This window comes from Pseudomonas sp. LB3P14 (assembly GCF_054898045.1).
Map to the genome: position 1 here is coordinate 1,210,037 of NZ_CM142714.1, position 15,313 is coordinate 1,225,349.

Here is a 15,313-nt window from a genome sequence, read left to right on the forward strand (position 1 = left end):
ACCCTCCGGCCGCCAGGATCGCGCCAGTGGACTGGCGCGACGTGCCCTGGTTGCTGATCAGAGCGGGGTGACGACAGCGCGAGCCAAACCGCGTTCTTCGCAGAAGCCCAGCAGGTAGCGGTGACCGAATGCCTTGGAGCCCGACGCAAAGCCCACTTTGGCGGTGTCGCCGTCGAGCAGCTTGATCACGCCCGCAACTTGCAAGGCACCGGTGGCAATGTAGGCGGTGGTGCCGAACACTTCGGCGCGAACGGCCGAAAGCTGGCCGCGACCGATCGCGGTGTCAACCGTGCGCATCAAGGTCGTGCGCTCGCGTGGCGGCATCGCCGGGGTCGTCGCCTGGACGATGTCCTTGAGTACCTCATCCTGAGCTTCGGGCGGAAGATGCTTGTATTCGGCTTGCCATTTCTGGTTGAGCGAATGCACCATCTTCATCGCGTCGTTGTCGTAGAAACCGACGCAGGAGACGCAGGAACGTACGCGCGGATCATTCTCGAAATAGATCGGCAACGAGGTGCCGCCCCATGGCAAGGCGAATACCGGTTGCATGAAGTGGGGCGAGGGGATCAAGAACGAAGCATCGACCGGGTGTGCCACCAGTTTCTTGTCCCACAGGTAGCAATGCTCGGCACGGTACATCTCGAAGATCGAAGCAGTGGAGCCGACCGTTACACCGGCACCGATACCGCGCTGACCACGGCACAACGCCGAGGTTTCCAGTGCGTCAATGCCGGGGTGTTCGAGCGCCAGTTCGGCGGCGATTTCCGAGAAGGTATTCATGTACGCCAGTGAAGGCGAGACCAGCAGGCCGGCCTTGGCATAGAGTTCGCCAAACTGGTCGCGCACATTGCGCACATACGATTGCTCGCCGGTGGTGTCCAGGTAGTGGCAGCCGGCATTAAGCGCGGCTTCGACCGTGGTGAGCCCGAATTTGGCGAAGGGGCCGACGGTATTGCAAACGACCTTGGCCCCCTTGAATGCCTGGGTCAGCGATTCAACCGTGTGCTCGACTTCGATGATTTCGTAAGTCGCAGACTCCAGTCGCACCACGCGCTGCGCCATCATTTCACGCGTGCGCCCGGCATCGCGCGCCACAGCGGTAAACGCGATGTTCTGATCAATCAGCCAATCCATAATCAGCATGCCGGTGTAACCACTGGCGCCATAGACAACGACGGGATACTTAGCCATTTTTTATTCTCTAGATGTTGTTGGGTAGGCGAGGCGGGTGGAGCAATGCACGACAGTTTCAGGGAGCGATATCAACTACCTGTTAAAGGCGGCGCCGCTCAAAAGTAGTGAGTTCGATACCCTTGACGCCCCCCCACGCCGGGGGGCATTGAATGAATCAGACGGGGTAAGCAATGGGATAACAAATGACTGCTTGCGCCGAATGTAGTCTGATCGGGCAGCATTCATCCCATCGCGGTCGTCCGCGAGTGACACTCGCTGAGCGGCATCGGATCGTGGCATAAAAGAGGGTCAGATCAGTCGCCCTGGACTGCATTCAGGAACTCTTCGATGGTCAATGTCTCGCGGCCAAAAGTGGGGTAGGAAATCTCAAGAGCTGCGCGATGTGCCTCCTCAGTGAAATCAGCCACGGCGTCCTTGAGAAAGGTCACGTGATAACCAGCCTCCAGGGCATCTCGCCCAGTGCCTTCCACACAGGTCTGTGACGTCAGTCCAGCACTAATGACTTTCTCGATCCCTTGCTCCTGAAGTGGCTTGTGCAAGTCAGTGCCATGAAAGGAACTGAAAATTCTATGGTGGCTGACCAGTGGGAGTTTCAGACTACTTGGGAGGAAAACGGGATGAGGACGCTAAGGAGCGGTGCCGCATATCCGACGGCACCTCAAACACCTTGCAGAGCCTGCGCGTTGTCCCTAGTGGGCGTCAGCCCGGGAAGTTTTCGCCGAACATGGGATGGCCGCCGGCGGAGCTTTCGCGCGTCGCCTCGTCCTGGATGACGTCCCAATGTTCGACCATCACGCCGTCCTCGAGGCGCACGATGTCGACCACGACCCAGTTCGCCGGCTGGCCGAGGCCAGAAAACCGGCCGTGCAGCATGACGAAATCGCCTTGCGCCACAGCGAGCTGGCATTCGTAACGCAGGTTGGCCGACCCTGCGGCGACCAGACCGAACAGGCCCTCGCGACTTGGGGGCACATGAGCACTATGTTGGATATAGGAGGGCGACCAGAAGTGTTCGGCCGCAGCCAAATCCTTGCGATTGAATAGGGTTTCGAAGCCTTCGAGAACGATTGCCTTGTTCTCGTCTGGTGTGCGTGCGGTCATAGTCTTGGTCCTATCAGCAATGTGAGGGGCAGGCGACCACTGGGGTCGCCCGATGTTGCCGGTTCTGACATAGTCGCGATCAGCCCAAAGCCGTCCCGGCTGCGATCATGTCGTTGAACTGATTGACCCACCCATGCTCGTTCGGGCCGGGGTTGGCACGCATAGCCTCGGCTGGAGAGACGAGGATTTCATCCACGCCGCTCTCGAACTGCTTCATCGCTTCCGTAATGAACTGGTCGAGAGGAATGGCGCGCTCTTCCTCACTGCTATTGAGCAACTCGGTGCGTACCCAAGGCGGCGCGATTTCGACCAGTTGGATGCCATGTCCCCGCAGCAGGTAGCGCTGTGACAATGTGTAGGAGTGGAGTGCTGCCTTGGTCGCCGAATAGACCGCCGTCACGGCCATCGGCACGAAGCCGAGAACGGAGGAGACGTTGACGATCACCGCATCAGGCTGTGCCTTCAGATGCTCGACCAGAGCCGAGGTCATGCGGATCGGGCCGAGCAGGTTAGTGGTGACGGTCGACAGCGCGATCGCATCGTCCACTGGACTGTCTGCGTGATCCAACATCATGATGCCGGCATTGTTGATCAACACATTCAAGTCCGGATAATTGGAGATGAGCGTCTGCGCTGCCGCCTGGATGCTGCCCGGATCGGTAATGTCGAGATCAATGGCGGCCATGCCGGGATTGGCGTCGAGCGTCTCCTGTAGCCGCTCCTTGCGCCGGCCAGAGATGATCACCTTGTTGCCGAGTTTGTGGAAGGCTACGGCCAAGCCTCGGCCAATGCCGGAGCCGCCGCCGGTGATGAATATAGTATTGCCGGTCATACGCATGACACTTCTCCTGGATGGATGAAAATAAAGGCCGTCCAGCGCGCCGCCCGGATGAACAGGTCGACCGATGCGTCGTGCAGGGTGGTGGCACTAAATTGGCAACTTCGGCGGGATCTGAGTAGCTACTCTTTTTCGCTATCTTCTATGTAAGGGATGCATAAATCGAACGTCATCAACCTACACGCTCGACGTGTTACAGCCCTCACCAAGAAGATTGGCAACAAGATGCTCGATCAAGGAACGGCCGGCACTCCGGGTACGCGGGCCATGAGGGAAGTAGGCATGAACAGGTACGGATTCGGTCTCCCAATCGGTGAGCAGTGTGACGAGTTCACCACTTTCAAGCTCACGCCGGCACGCCCAGGCCGTTGTCGACGTGATCCCCAACCCAGCGGCTGCGGCTGCGACAGCGCCCTCATTTTCGTCGGTCGAGAAGTGAGCCTCGAGCTGAATGGTCCTGGTCTCTCCATTGCGCGTGAACATCCAGCCACTCGGAACAGTCGAGGCCGGACCTGCAATGATTCGATGTGATTGCAAGTCCTCCGGTGTAGTCGGCTCTCCGGCTGCGCGCAAGTAGGAGGGGGAGGCGAGAATGAATCTCTTGATTGTCATGATCTGACGGCTCGTTGCGCTGGAATCCAAGAGCCGCCCCAGCCTTATCGCAACATCGATATTTTCGCGGATCAGATCCTGCCAGTGATCGGCGAGCAGGACCTGGATATGCAGGTTGGGATGCATTGCTGCGAACGGCGCTATACGCGGAATGATTTCCCTGACGCCGATGCTCGTTGGCATGCTGATCCGCACGACGCCACGCAGCTCTCCACCTCCGCGAACGCTCTGCTCAGCTTCTTCCACCGCTGCAAGGATCGGCTCCATGCGCGACAGAAAATCCGCCCCTGCCTCAGTGGGCACGACTGCGCGTGTCGATCTTGCCAAAAGCAGGGTGCCGAGATCAGCTTCGAGTTCGGCCACAATTCTGGAAACCTGGGATTGAGAAAGACCCACTTCGCGTGCCGCGGCCGAAAAACTGCCCAGTCGCGCCACCCTGGTGAAAAGCCTGTAGGAGAAAAGGTCTTTCATCTGTTCAGCACCTCCCATCAGCCAGATGCACCTTGGGCCCGGCAGGTCCCGTTGTGTCAGGTTTTCTGGACAACTGGGGCACTATGGCCCCAGTTGCCGGCGGTGCGGAGCTGCAGCATTCGATGCTACATCCCCAATATTTGAAGATTTAGATCATTCCTTCGGCTCGTATTGCATTTCTCCGTTGCCAAACGACCAATCTTCACGTTTCACATCAATCAAGCTGATCCAGACGTCCTCCTTGCGCAGTCCGGTTTTTGAATGAATTCCGTCTGCGATCGCCTTGTAGAAAGCCTTTTTCACTTCAATCGACCGACCGCCAACCCAAGTGACCTGAATGAAAACAATTCCTGGCGTGTAGGTCAGGCCGAGATAACCCTCGGGCGGGTAGACCAATTCATCCTTGGCGTGGCGAGTGATGATCTGGAATTTGTCGTGCTCAGGAACGCTGGCCGTGTTGATCATCGCCTCATAAACAACATCACCAATGGCAGCGACAGTTTCCGGTGAGGTTTGGGCAGCAACATCGATTCTGGCTAATGGCATGGGACATTCCTTACTGAATAGATAGGTAGTACGGCCGGCATAACGAAGGGCATAAAAGAGGTGAGATCAGTCGCCCTGGACTGCATTCAGAAACTCGTCGATGGTCAATGTCTCGTGGCCAAAAGTGGGGTAGGAAATCTCAAGAGCTGCGCGATGTGCCTCCTCAGTGAAATCAGCCACGGCGTCCTTAAGAAAGGTCACGTGATAACCAGCCTCCAGGGCATCTCGCCCAGTGCCTTCCACGCAGGTCTGTGACGTCAGTCCAGCAATAATGACTTTCTCGATCCCTTGCTCCTGAAGTTGCTTGTGCAAGTCAGTGCCATGAAAGGAACTGAAAATTCTGTGGTGGCTGACCACGAACTCATTGGGGCGCGGACGCAGGGGGGGGAAGAACTGTCCTCCAATGCTGCCTTTCCAAAAGACCTTGTTATCGAGCGCTTGCTTGAAACGGGGATGGAGGTGCTTGACGTCATCGAAGCTGTGTTCATCAAGGCCATGGGGAGAGAAGAAAATCTTCACCCCGGCGCTTCTTGCTCCATCAAGAAGGCGTTGCAGGTTTTCCTTGAGATTCAACTGTTTCAGCATGGGTTCGATCATGCCATTCAGCTTTCCGTCGTCAGCCAGAAAATCGTTCAGAACATCGACGAGAATAAGAGCGGACGTTTCTACGGGGTAAACAGGAGTACTCATTGGGAGGCCTGCTATTCAGTTGGAGCGGGGTTGGAGGACAGGTTTTTTGGATAGCTGGGGTACTACGACCCCAGCTGTCAGCGGTGCGGATTATCAGGCAGCTTCGGTATGGAAAGGATAGTCCGTGTACCCCACCTCTGTGCCACCGAAGAACGTCTCGCGGTCGTACGGGTTCAGCGGCCAGCCGTTGCGCAGGCGCTCTGGCAAGTCAGGGTTGGCGATGAAGTGGCGGCCAAACGCGACCAGGTCGGCATCGCCTGCCTCCAGGATCGCCTTCGCCGATTCACCAGCGAAGCCGCCCGCTGCAATGATGATGCCCTTGTAGTGCTGCCGGATGAGTCGGGCCGCCAGCGGATTCTGGTTCTTGCTCTCGTCCTCGACGTTGCCAGCGATGCGCGGCTCAATCAGATGCAGATAGGCGAGATTCAGTTTATCCAACTCGAGTGCGACATGGGTGAACAAGCCATCCGGGTCGCTATCGGACATATCGCCCCAGGTACCGCTCGGACCCAGACGAACTGCCACCCGGTTGTTTCCCCAGACGGAGGTTACGGCCTCTACCGTTTCCAGCAGGAACCGGCTGCGGTTTTCGAATGATCCACCATAGATGTCAGTGCGTTTGTTGCTACCGTCCTGGAGGAACTGGTCAAACAGGTAGCCGTTGGCCGAGTGCAATTCCACGCCGTCGAAACCCGCCGCAATACCGCGTTCGGCCGCGGCGCGGAAGCTGTCCACCAGCCTGCGGATTTCAGAGATAGTCAGTTCGCGCGCCGGGGTATTGGGCACCCAACCGGCTTCGGTGTAGGCCACACCGCCGTGGACCACGGCGGAAGGGGCCACCGGTTGACTGCCGTCCGGCTGCAGCTGGCTATTGGACTGTCGCCCTGCATGGTAGAGCTGCAGGAAGATTTTCCCGCCCTTGGCATGGACGGCGTCGGTCACAAGCTTCCAGCCAGCGATCTGGCTGTCGTCATACAGACCAGGAGCACCGAGGTAACCATTGCCGTTGGGTGCCGCGATGGTGGCTTCACCAATCAGCAGTCCACCGGCGGTGGTACGCTGGGCGTAGTACTCGGCCATCATTTGGCCGGGAAGGGCGCCCGGCTCGGCACGCATGCGGGTAAGCGGCGCTAAAACGACGCGATGGGCAATTTGATAAGGGCCTATTTGGATGTTCGTGTGCAGCTTGGACATGTCATCAATTCCTGTCTGAGGTGGGATGTGAGCAATATAGGCGCGGGACGGTTGAAGAAAAATATCTCGCGATGCCGAACATTTCGGACAGTTTTTCCGTAATCCAGCGTTGTTGGTGGAGCACTATGTGGGGCTAAAAAATCGACGGTTTTGCCGACAGGAAATGTGATGGACAGCCTGAGTAGCATCTCAATGTTCGTGCAAGTTGCCGAAACGCGCAGCTTTACCGAGGCCGGCCGGCAGCTGGGGGTTTCCTCCTCGGCCGTGGGCAAGGCCATCGCCAGGATGGAAGAGCGGTTGCGTGTGCGGCTGTTTCATCGCAGCACACGCAGTGTCACGCTGACTGCCGAGGGGGGGTTGTTCCTGGAGCGATGCCGCCGCATCTTGAGCGAAGTTGCCGCAGCCGAGTCCGAGCTGTCAGGCCTGGCCGGCAACCCGCGTGGCCGGCTTCGCGTGGGCACGCCGCAACTGGGTGACCTGCTAATGCCGGCCTTCGACGGGTTCATGGAGCGGTATCCAGAGATAGAGCTGGATATCGATATGTCCGACCGTATGGTCGATGTGATCGAAGAAGGTTTCGACGCGGTGATCCGGACCGGCGAGCAAACCGATTCTCGTTTGTCCGCGCGCCGCTTGGGTGCCTGCGCGCATGTGCTGGTGGCGTCGCCCACGTATCTCAAGCGCCATGGCGTACCTGTCCATCCGCGTGAACTGGAAAGCCATTTCTGCCTGCAACACAAGTTTCCCGCCACGGGAAAACTGGAGCGTTGGCCGCTGCAACTCGAGGCCTCCGAGTCCGAATTGGTGCTACCCGCGACCATGACGGCGAACACCGTCGAGCCCCTTGCCTATGCCGCAATCCAGGGCAGGGGCATTGCCTTCCTGCCTACCTTCCTGGTGCGCGAAGCGCTGGAAAGCGGCCAACTGGTCACCGTGCTGGACGACTACTTGGACCGCGAAGTCGTCTTCTGGATGCTATGGCCAGCCAGCCGCTATGCCTCGCCCAAGTTGCGCGTTTTCATTGACTACATGAGTGCGCACTTGCGCATCTGATTCCTCACGCCTCCAGTCTTAGGCGCACGCCTTCGCGGTTGGACATCTCGATGGCGTCGATCAATTCGTGCATGCGCAAGGCGTCTGCGAAGGTGGGTGCCAGGTGTGTACCGTCGCGCGCATCCTTTGCATAGGCGGCATACAAATTGGCCAGTTCCTGCTGGCTGCCTCCCAGGTTGTTTTCTGGCAGCCAGTTGTAGCGTGGCGGTACCTTGAGGGTGCGCATAGGCTGCGAGTCTCCCTGGGCCGCATCGATGATGTTGAATTCGTTGCCGAAGCTGGTCGTGTTCCAGATCTTGATATCGCCTTTGGTGCCGGTCAGGTCCAGTTGCATGCCGTAGTTGTTGCGTTTCCCTGCTTCGATATGGACCGTCAGCACAGCCCCGTTGGGGAAGGTTCCGTTGACCACGATCTGGTCGGCCGTTGTGTGTTTCAGAACTTCGCCGGTCTCGATCAGCGTCACTTGCGGGAACTGATTGACGGTCAGGGCGCTGAGGCTGTCCGGATGGCCCAGCAGGGTGAACACAGCATCGAAATAGTGACCGCCATAGATGGAGAGCAGGCTGGAGAAGTTCTCCGGCGGGATGGTGAAGTGCAGGGCGGCTTTGCGTTCCCGCTGGAAGTATTCGACGCTGATATGCAGCCGCACCGAACGCAGTTCCCCGATGTAGCCGTCCTTTAACAGGTCGCGCACGTAGCGATAGTCCGGGTTTAGTCGACGCTGCAATCCGATGAGATGCCGAACGCCGGCTTTCTGCGCAAGCTCCATCAGTTCCTGCGACACGGCCTTACTGGGTGTCAGCGGCCATTCGCAGTACACATCTTTGCCGGCTGCGATGGCTGCCCGCACGGTGATCTCGTGCTGCGGTGCTGTGTTAAGCACGACCACCAGGTCCACTTCCGGATGGTTCACCAACGCTTGCACGGAATCGAGCGCAAAGCGGATGCCGTGGCGCTGCGCCAGTTGGTTGGCTTTGGCTGGGTCGCGACTGTGGACTGCCGTCAGCTCATAGTCGGGAAGCAGCTTGAGGGCGGGTAAGTGGCCGTATTCGGCCCAATTACCGACGCCAATGAGGCCCACTCGAATTTTAGATGGCATGGTCATGCAAAGCTCCTGAGCTTAGTTTGATGGGTAAGGTAGCGGTGCTGGTCGGCGGCCGAAGGCATAGGCCAAGGTCAAGGCCGCCGCCGCGCAGAGGGCGCTGACAAAGCCAAGGTTGGCCAATGAGCTGTAACGCAAAGTCAGGGAGCCGAGACCCGCACCCAGTGAGAAACCGAGGTACATGAAGGAGGCATTGAGCGACAACACCACCGGCGCGCTCGCAACGCCAGCCACACCGACCAGGGTGGTTTGCTGGGCAGGATAAAAAGCCCAGTGCGCCACGCCCCAGGCAGCGATGGCGAGGACAATCGGCACGATCACGATCTGCTTGCCGACAAAGTGCGGCGCCAGTGACAGAACGATGAAGGCCGTAGTGGATGTCGCCAACGCCGGTAGGATCACTGCGCGTGGTCCTTTGCGGTCTACCGCCGGGCCACTGATGGCCAGGCCGATTGCGGCTGAAACGCCCCAGCCAAACAGCACGAAACCTATCGCCGGCCCATTTATGAGGGTGGTGGCTTCCAGAAGCGGAGCGAGGTAGGTGTAAGTGGTGTAGCTGGCCATCGCCCACAACGTGGTGATCAGCAGCGTACGCAATACCGCTGGCTGGGCCGCGGTTGAAACGCGCTGGCGGAGGCTGGCGGTGGCAAGTCCGGCCCCTATCTCGCGTGGCAGTCCCATTAGCAAACCGGCGACGGCCAACGCGGAAATGATCGCGACGCTGCCGAACGTGGCACGCCAGCCCATTGCCGCACCCAGCACGGTGCCCGCCGGAACACCAAGAGCGATGGCGAGCGACAGGCCGCCGTTGACGATGGCGATGGCGCGGCCACGCTGCTCGGGTGGCACAACCACGCTGGCCAGCGCATTCGCGCCGGGTACATACACCGCCGCCGCGAGTGCCAGCACCACCCGCGCGGCCATTAACGACCAATAGCCACTGGCCGCAAAAGCCAGCAGATTGGCCACCGCAAATAACGCCATGGCACCGATCAGCAGCCTGCGCCGATTCAGGTTCCCGGTCAGCGCAGCCAGCACCGGAGAGCTCAGTGCGTAGGCCAGTGCAAATACAGTGACCAACTGGCCCGCCACGCCGACGCTAACGCCAAGATCTATCGCCATGCCGGGAAGCAAGCCTGCAATCATGAAGCTTTCGGTACCGACGGCAAAAGTGCCTAAAGCGAGCCAATACAGCGGCCGTTTGCCTTTGATGAATTGGGTTGAGTCCATGGTATTCCTACTGCAAAAAAGTCGATGGACCCAGTGTAGGAATAGAGAAGGTCGGGAAAAATGCGCTAGAGGTCCGAACATTTCGGACGTAGACGTCCGTGATCGGACATCGTGGGGGTTTGATCCGAGGATTTATCGTGGGTGCTCGTCAACGGCCTGCTTCAAAATCACACTGATCTTGCGAATCACCGGGGAGGTCGGTACCTACTCCGCTCGGGACGATGAACAGGGCTTGCTGTAGTAGCAGTAGAAGGCGGCGCCAGTCTGTCTTTGCTGGCGTCCGGCACGATGCGGTAACGCGCCTTGCCACTGCGTAGCACCTCAACTTTCAGTTGATCAAGGCGGCCCCGTTCCTGGTGTCTGCCCATTCGTAAAGGGTAGAGGGTGTCATCTTAGCGTCATCGAACCCATGGCAAGATCCTCGCAAACCGTCTAGAGCGTTCAGCAGGTTCCACCTGCTGGTTGATGAATTTGCAAGGAATCCCCCATGAAAGGAGACGCCTCCCTGTTTGCAGCCATTGATCTTGGTTCTAATGCGTTTCGCATGATGATCGGCCAGTCAGTCAGACGGAATCAGGGGTTCGTGATCCAGGAAGTAAAAACCTTGCGTGAGCCTGTCCGTTTGGCGGAAGGGTCTCAAGGCGGAGCGCTAGACGAGTTGGCTCTGGATCGAGGATGGCAAGCACTCGCGCGATTTGGCAAAAAGCTACGCGGTTTCGAGGCCGGTCGTGTGCGGGCGGTGGCGACCAGCGCCGTGCGCGAAGCCGACAATGCCCAACTGTTTTTGGCCAGCGCGGAGCGGCACTTGGGGTTTCGTATTGACGTTATCTCTGGGCATGAAGAGGCCCGACTGGTGTACGCCGGTGTTGCCCATACGATACCCGGTACAGAAAACAGGCGACTGGTCTTGGATATCGGTGGCGGCTCCACTGAATTGATTCTGGGGCAGGGTGATCGGCCCCTGATGACCGAAAGTATTGCCATTGGCAGCGGCACCTTCGGCGCGCGCTACTTTCAGGGAGGCTGTATCACGGCTCAAGCGCTCCTGGAGGCTGAGCGTGTCGCCACTCTGCAGTTTGAAAAAGTGGCGCGGCGTTATCGCGCGCGGGGTTGGCAGCAGGTTATAGGCTCTTCAGGCACAGCACGGATGCTGGCCAAAGTGCTCAAGGCCAATGGTTTGAACGACTACGGTGAGAGCGGCATCACTTACAGCGGCCTGTTGCGCTTGTCGCTGCGCCTGCTTGAAGTGGGGCATGTCAAACAGCTCAGACTGGCGGGCTTGCAAAGCCATCGCCTGAGCATCTTGCCTGGCGGTCTGGTGCTGATGCTGGCGGCATTCAAGGTGTTTGGTGTCTCGCATATGACGCCTTCCGAGCCGGGTCTGAGGTTCGGTGTTCTTCATGGTCTGATGTGTCAACACTGATCAACCCATAGCAACCTTGCAGAGCAGGAACCCGCTTTTACAGCGCGTAACATGTATAAAGCCCAGGGAAAGACATGATGTCCACCTATGCTAATTTTTCGGACATTTCATGAGACGTGTGGTTTTTAATCAAAAAGGTGGCGTCGGTAAATCCAGTATCGCGTGTAACCTCGCGGCCATCAGTGCCTATGAGGGCTATCGCACCTTGCTGATTGATCTGGATGCCCAAGCCAATGCTACTCACTATTTGACCGGACTCAGCGGCGAAGATGTTCCCCTCGGGATCGCCGACTTCTTCAAACAGACTCTGTTCCCAGGCCCTGCATCGAAGAAGGCGCAAGCCAATATCCATGAAACCCGCTTCGCCAACTTGCATTTAATCGCCGCCTCGTCGGAGCTGAGTGATCTGCAATCCAAGCTCGAGACACGTTACAAAATTCAGAAACTCAGCAAGCTGCTGGACAGGCTCGATGAAGACTATGAGCGGATCTATATGGATACACCGCCGGGTCTGAATTTTTACAGTGTGTCGGCGCTGATTGCCGCTGACCGCTGTTTGATCCCTTTCGATTGCGATAGCTTTTCTCGCCAAGCGATTTACGGTGTGCTCAGAGAAATCGAGGAGATCAAAAGTGATCATAACGAGAGGCTGGAGGTCGAGGGCATCGTCGTTAACCAATTCCAGGCTCGCAACGCCCTGCCGCAACAACTGCTCGACGAGCTGATTGCCGAGAACATGCCGGTGTTGCCGGCGTACCTGATGAGTTCGGTGAAGATGCGTGAGTCGCATCAAGCCTGCAGGCCACTGATCAATCTGGAACCGCAACACAAGCTGACCCGGCAATTCGTGGAGCTGTTCAACTTGCTTGAAAGCGAGGCCTGAACGGGGCGGCTTCCCGTCGGCTAAGATTACTAGTCCAACACGCTGAGATCGGGGGAGAAAGTCATGGCTGACAAAGTTCGAGTGCTGTTCGTTTGCGCAAAAAATGACGTTCGTTCACTCATGGCAGAGGCACTGCTGCGACACACTGACTCGTTACACTTCGAAGCCTACAGCGCTGGCCTCGAGGCCAGTGAGATCGACTCACGCACCCTGGAGTCTCTCGATCATATTGGCGTAGATCGCACGGGGTTGCGTAGTAAAGCCATCGATGAACTTGAGGGGCAGCCGTTCGATTATGTAATCACTCTGTGCGATAAATCGTCCGAAGAGGCCTCTCGAATGCCATCTTCCGGCGAGATGATTGTGTGGAGTTTTGAAGATCCGACGACCAGTGAGAGGCATGAGCCTTTTCGCCATGCTCTCCAGGAAATTCACGACCGTATTAAGATGTTCGTCACCGTGAAGACCAGGCAGTGAGACTACGGACTCCTCGGTCGCGTTCAGGTTGACTCGACAAGCAGCGCTCTCTGCTCTTTCGATATGCGGTCAGTGAAGGCACAATGCGCATCCTTTTTTGGTTGGCCTTGCCGGAGGCGCCTCGAAATGATCAAAACGCCGTACTACCTCATCGACAAGCAAAAGCTGCTGGCGAACATGCAGAAGATCGCCTATGTGCGCGAACAGTCCGGGGCCAAGGCCCTGCTGGCACTCAAGTGCTTCGCCACCTGGTCGGTGTTCGACCTGATGCAGCAATACATGGACGGCACCACGTCGTCGTCGCTCTACGAGCTCAAGCTCGGTCGACAGAAGTTCGCTGGCGAGACCCACGCCTACAGCGTGGCCTGGGCCGACGACGAGATCGAGGAGATGCTCGACAACTGCGACAAGATCATCTTCAACTCCATTGGCCAGTTGCAGCGCTACACCGAGGCTTCAGCAGGCAAGGTGCGCGGTCTGCGGGTCAATCCGCAAGTGAGCAGCTCGGATTACCTGCTGGCCGACCCGGCGCGGCCGTTCAGCCGTCTGGGCGAGTGGGACCCGGTGAAGATCGAGCAGGTCATCGGCCAGATCTCTGGCTTCATGTTCCACAACAACTGCGAGAACGGCGACTTCGGCCTGTTCGACCAAATGCTGTGCACCATCGAAGAGCGATTCGGTCATCTGCTGCACAAGGTCGAGTGGGTCAGCCTCGGTGGCGGCATTCACTTCACCGGTGAAGGCTACGCGCTGGACGAATTCTGCGCGCGCCTCAAGGCCTTCTCGCAAAAATACGGCGTGCAGGTCTATCTGGAGCCGGGCGAAGCCGCCATCACACAGAGCGCGTCGCTGGAAGTCACCGTGCTCGACACCCTCTACAACGGCAAGCACCTGGCAGTCGTGGACAGCTCCATCGAAGCCCACATGCTCGATCTGCTGATCTATCGCCTGAATGCCAAGCTGGCCCCGAGCGAGGGTGAGCACACCTACATGGTGTGCGGCAAATCCTGCCTGGCCGGAGACATTTTCGGTGAGTATCAATTTGACCGTCCGCTGGCCATCGGCGATCGGCTGTCGTTCATCGACGCCGCGGGTTACACCATGGTCAAGAAGAATTGGTTCAACGGCCTGAAAATGCCGTCCATCGTGGTGAAACAACTCGACGGTAGTGTCGAGGTGGTTCGTGAGTTTGGTTACAACGACTACATGTCCAGCCTTTCGTAAGCTGGCTGAGAAGGAGAGAGAGAAAAATTGAAGAAGAACGTACTTATCATTGGTGCAGGAGGTGTCGCCAAGGTGGTGGCCCACAAGTGCGCGCAGCACAACGATGAACTCGGTCGTATTGCTATCGCGTCGCGCAGCATCTCCAAATGCCAGGCCATCATCGACAGCGTCAAGGCCAAGGGCAGCCTCAAAGTGCCTGCCGATATCCAGGCCTTCTCGCTGAACGCCCTGGATGTCGAAGCGACCAAGGCGCTGATCCGCGAAACCGGATCGCAGATCGTCATCAACGTCGGTTCCGCTTTCCTCAACATGTCGGTGCTGCGTGCTTGCATCGATACCGGCGTGGCCTATCTGGACACCGCCATTCACGAAGAACCGGGCAAAATCTGCGAGACGCCGCCCTGGTATGGCAACTACGAGTGGAACCACCTCGAGGAGTGCAAAGAGAAGAACATCACGGCCATTCTCGGCGTGGGCTTCGACCCGGGTGTGGTCAACGCCTATGCAGCATTGGCGCAACAACAGTATTTCGACCACATTGATTCGATCGACATTCTCGACGTCAACGCCGGTTCCCATGGCAAGTATTTCGCCACCAATTTCGACCCGGAAATCAACTTCCGCGAATTCACCGGACAGGTGTGGAGCTGGCAGAACAGTCAGTGGACCAGCAACACAATGTTCGAAGTCAAACGCACCGACGACCTGCCGGTCGTAGGGGCGCAGAACCTGTACCTGACCGGCCACGATGAAGTGCACTCTCTGTCGAAGAACCTCAACGTGCCCAACGTGCGTTTCTGGATGAGCTTCGGCGAGCACTACATCAATGTGTTCACCGTACTGAGGAACCTTGGCCTGCTTTCCGAGCAACCGGTCAAGACCGCTGAAGGCCTGGAAGTCGTGCCGCTGAAAGTGGTCAAGGCCGTGCTGCCTGATCCGAGCTCGCTGGCCCCCGGCTACACCGGCAAGACCTGCATCGGCGATCTGGTCAAGGGCACCAAGGATGGTCAGCCGCGCGAGGTGTTCATCTACAACGTGGCCGATCATGAAGACGCCTACGCAGAAACTGACAGCCAGGGCATTTCCTATACCGCAGGCGTGCCGCCCGTGGCTGCAGCCCTGCTGGTCGCCCGCGGCGAGTGGGACGTGCAGCGCATGGCCAACGTCGAAGAGTTACCGGCTGAGCCGTTCCTCAAGGCGCTGGATGTGATGGGCCTGCCGACCCGCATCAAGGACGAGAATGGAGACCGTCCCTGGAGCTGAAACGCCTGAGGA

General features: G+C 58.1%; 16 protein-coding genes. 6 read left to right on the forward strand and 10 right to left on the reverse strand.

The window, feature by feature from the left end; translation table 11 throughout:
- Positions 1-57 precede the first annotated feature (57 nt).
- The 8 genes from ACYZT5_RS05640 to ACYZT5_RS05675 all read right to left on the reverse strand — a co-directional run bounded on the left by ACYZT5_RS05640 (position 58) and on the right by ACYZT5_RS05675 (position 6,646).
- Positions 58-1,191: a saccharopine dehydrogenase family protein gene (locus tag ACYZT5_RS05640; protein WP_462050189.1), complete on the reverse strand. Its 1,134-nt coding sequence runs from the start codon at positions 1,189-1,191 to the stop codon at positions 58-60.
- Positions 1,192-1,487: 296 nt separating this feature from the next.
- Positions 1,488-1,733 (reverse strand): cysteine hydrolase family protein, encoded by a 246-nt coding sequence (locus ACYZT5_RS05645; protein ID WP_462050190.1) that lies wholly within the window; start codon positions 1,731-1,733, stop codon positions 1,488-1,490.
- Between the two features lie 160 nt (positions 1,734-1,893).
- A complete protein-coding gene (locus tag ACYZT5_RS05650; protein ID WP_462050191.1) occupies positions 1,894-2,295 on the reverse strand; it encodes a nuclear transport factor 2 family protein in 402 nt (133 codons plus the stop codon).
- Positions 2,296-2,374: 79 nt separating this feature from the next.
- Positions 2,375-3,133, reverse strand: coding sequence for an SDR family oxidoreductase (locus ACYZT5_RS05655; RefSeq protein WP_462050192.1), 759 nt, complete (start codon positions 3,131-3,133; stop codon positions 2,375-2,377).
- Between the two features lie 177 nt (positions 3,134-3,310).
- Entirely contained in the window at positions 3,311-4,216 is a 906-nt protein-coding gene (locus tag ACYZT5_RS05660; RefSeq protein ID WP_462050193.1) for a LysR family transcriptional regulator, read from the reverse strand.
- A 153-nt stretch (positions 4,217-4,369) separates the two neighbouring features.
- Positions 4,370-4,762, reverse strand: a complete 393-nt coding sequence (locus tag ACYZT5_RS05665; protein ID WP_462050194.1) for a tautomerase family protein — start codon at positions 4,760-4,762, stop codon at positions 4,370-4,372.
- A gap of 66 nt (positions 4,763-4,828) precedes the next feature.
- A complete protein-coding gene (locus ACYZT5_RS05670) occupies positions 4,829-5,452 on the reverse strand; it encodes a cysteine hydrolase family protein (RefSeq protein WP_462050195.1) in 624 nt (207 codons plus the stop codon).
- A 93-nt stretch (positions 5,453-5,545) separates the two neighbouring features.
- Positions 5,546-6,646: an alkene reductase gene (locus ACYZT5_RS05675; RefSeq protein WP_462050196.1), complete on the reverse strand. Its 1,101-nt coding sequence runs from the start codon at positions 6,644-6,646 to the stop codon at positions 5,546-5,548.
- Positions 6,647-6,814: 168 nt separating this feature from the next.
- Between ACYZT5_RS05675 and ACYZT5_RS05680 the strand changes: the two genes are divergently transcribed.
- Complete coding sequence (locus ACYZT5_RS05680; RefSeq protein WP_462050197.1) at positions 6,815-7,699, forward strand: LysR family transcriptional regulator; 885 nt, start codon at positions 6,815-6,817, stop codon at positions 7,697-7,699.
- Positions 7,700-7,703: 4 nt separating this feature from the next.
- Here the strand turns inward: ACYZT5_RS05680 and ACYZT5_RS05685 are convergent, their stop codons facing one another.
- Positions 7,704-8,804 (reverse strand): Gfo/Idh/MocA family protein, encoded by a 1,101-nt coding sequence (locus ACYZT5_RS05685; RefSeq protein WP_462050198.1) that lies wholly within the window; start codon positions 8,802-8,804, stop codon positions 7,704-7,706.
- Positions 8,805-8,819: 15 nt separating this feature from the next.
- Positions 8,820-10,031 carry an MFS transporter gene (locus ACYZT5_RS05690; protein ID WP_462050199.1) on the reverse strand — a complete coding sequence of 404 codons (1,212 nt, stop codon included), beginning with the start codon at positions 10,029-10,031 and terminating at the stop codon, positions 8,820-8,822.
- 487 nt (positions 10,032-10,518) lie between these two features.
- Between ACYZT5_RS05690 and ACYZT5_RS05695 the strand changes: the two genes are divergently transcribed.
- The 5 genes from ACYZT5_RS05695 to ACYZT5_RS05715 all read left to right on the forward strand — a co-directional run bounded on the left by ACYZT5_RS05695 (position 10,519) and on the right by ACYZT5_RS05715 (position 15,301).
- Positions 10,519-11,454, forward strand: a complete 936-nt coding sequence (locus ACYZT5_RS05695) for a Ppx/GppA phosphatase family protein (RefSeq protein WP_462050200.1) — start codon at positions 10,519-10,521, stop codon at positions 11,452-11,454.
- 109 nt (positions 11,455-11,563) lie between these two features.
- Entirely contained in the window at positions 11,564-12,337 is a 774-nt protein-coding gene (locus ACYZT5_RS05700) for a ParA family protein (protein WP_462050201.1), read from the forward strand.
- A 63-nt stretch (positions 12,338-12,400) separates the two neighbouring features.
- Positions 12,401-12,814, forward strand: a complete 414-nt coding sequence (locus ACYZT5_RS05705; protein WP_462050202.1) for an arsenate reductase ArsC — start codon at positions 12,401-12,403, stop codon at positions 12,812-12,814.
- 126 nt (positions 12,815-12,940) lie between these two features.
- The gene (locus ACYZT5_RS05710; protein ID WP_462050203.1) at positions 12,941-14,038 is read left to right on the forward strand and encodes a carboxynorspermidine decarboxylase; all 1,098 of its coding nucleotides are present in this window, start codon (positions 12,941-12,943) and stop codon (positions 14,036-14,038) included.
- A gap of 27 nt (positions 14,039-14,065) precedes the next feature.
- On the forward strand, positions 14,066-15,301 hold the full coding sequence (locus ACYZT5_RS05715; RefSeq protein ID WP_462050204.1) for a saccharopine dehydrogenase family protein: 1,236 nt from the start codon (positions 14,066-14,068) through the stop codon (positions 15,299-15,301).
- The last annotated feature ends 12 nt before the right edge of the window (positions 15,302-15,313 follow it).